Source organism: Leisingera sp. F5 (assembly GCF_001593695.1).
In genome coordinates this window covers 1-1,664 of record NZ_LUKH01000797.1, presented here as the reverse complement: position 1 = coordinate 1,664, position 1,664 = coordinate 1, and the positions used below count along the sequence as shown (strand labels likewise).

At 65.0% G+C, this 1,664-nt stretch carries 1 protein-coding gene and 1 pseudogene; one reads left to right on the top strand and one right to left on the bottom strand.

Annotated elements, in window-relative coordinates:
• The coding region (locus A2I95_RS36085; protein WP_291737329.1) for an NUDIX-like domain-containing protein at positions 1–612 on the bottom strand (612 nt) is incomplete at its 3' end.
• 334 nt (positions 613–946) lie between these two features.
• On the opposite strand from A2I95_RS36085, the pseudogene A2I95_RS36080 reads away from it, so the two are divergent.
• Positions 947–1,664, top strand: a pseudogene (locus A2I95_RS36080) (bifunctional metallophosphatase/5'-nucleotidase); the annotation flags it as partial.

Genomic DNA, 1,664 nt, shown 5'->3' with positions numbered 1-1,664 from the left:
CACAGCATCGCCATGGGTGATCAGCATGATCACCACCGGGTCGGTGCGCGGGAAATGCGGTGTCTTGCAGGCGGGGCAGATCCGCTGCCAGCCGGCCTGCGCCAAATCGCTGGGGGCGCCGCAAGCTGCGCAATACTGATGGCTGCGGTGCCAGGCCAGCAGCGCCTTGGCGGTGGCGGCCAGTTCCGCTTCCAGCGGCGTGAGGCGGGTCATCACCCGGCGCAGCTCGGCAAAGGCATGGGAAGCGGGCAGGTCCGGATGCTGCTGCTCGCTGGCATCGGCAAAACTGTTGAGCGCCTCCTGATCCAGGCCTTCGGGCTGCCAGCCGCTGATATCGCAGGCAAAGCACGGCGCGCCGCCGGGTGCCAGGCCAAGAAACAGTGCGGCATCCTTGCAATCAGCGGCCAGCGGATGCACCGGACCGGTCCAGCCCAGCCCGCAAGGCAGATCCGCCGCCGCGCCGCGCCGGGTCAGCGGCTTGCCGCGCCACATCAGCAGCACCTGGGCCTCCGCACTGTTCCAGGCCGCTTCCAACGCTGCGGTATCCGTGCGCAGATGGGCCGCTCGCTCCAGCCCGCCGCCGCCGAATGTCACTTGTTCTGCGTGTTTCATTGCGGCTCTCCTCTGGCTGGCTGCGGTTTCATTGGCTGTCATGGATGGAATAGCGCCATCCATGGCAGTGTGCCGCAGGCGTTGCCAGCAACCGGCATCGATCTGCGCTTGCCTGTCACTGCACCGCCACACCTGCCGGGCGGGAATTGCGGCTTTTCACTGCTGGATAGGGTGCGCCTGCCCCTTTGCAGCCTCGGCAGCAGGAAAAAATCAAATGCAGCAAAAAGGGTTCTTTGCAAATCGTTAAAACGCTGATTCAAATAGCCGCAAAACAAGAACGGCACCGAATGGTGCGAAAGGAGCAGCGGCAGTCGGTGTCAGCGGAATTTCGGACATGACAAGCGGGGCGCGGGTCTCGCAATCCCGGACCACAATCGGGCAATTGCACGTGCTGGCCACTACGGACCTGCACTGCAATCTGCTGAGCCACGACTACTATGCCGATCGCCCCGGCGGGGCCATCGGCCTGTCCCGCGCTGCCACTTTGATCACCCGTGCGCGCGCAGAGGCTGACCGATTGGGCGCGGCCTGTCTGCTGGTCGACAATGGCGATGGCTTCCAGGGGGCGCCGCTGGGGGACATCGTACCGGGTGCCAAAGGCCCCCATCCTCTGGCGCGCGCATTCCGGTTTTTGAAATATGATGCCGTTGGTCTTGGCAATCATGACTTTGATTTCGGCCTGGAGGCGCTGGCAGGCGTTCTGAAAGACGTGCCATGTCCGGTGCTGTGCTCAAGCCTGACGGCGCGGCAGCCTGATCTTCGGCTGCCATTTGTACCCTGGGCGGTGCTGGAGCGGGCGGTGCCTGGCTGCCCCGGTTTGCCACCGGTCCGGATCGGGCTGTTTTCGGTGCTGCCGCCGCAGACCCTGATCTGGTGCGGCAAGGCGTTGCAGCAGCAACTCGCCGCGGGCGGCATCGTTGAAACCGCCGCGGCCCAGGCCCGGCAGTTAAAGGCCCAGGGCTGCGATCTGGTGCTGGCGCTGGCGCATACGGGAATTGACAGTAACGCCGGGGCGGGCCGCGGCGAAAATGAACTGGAGCAGCTTGCCGCAC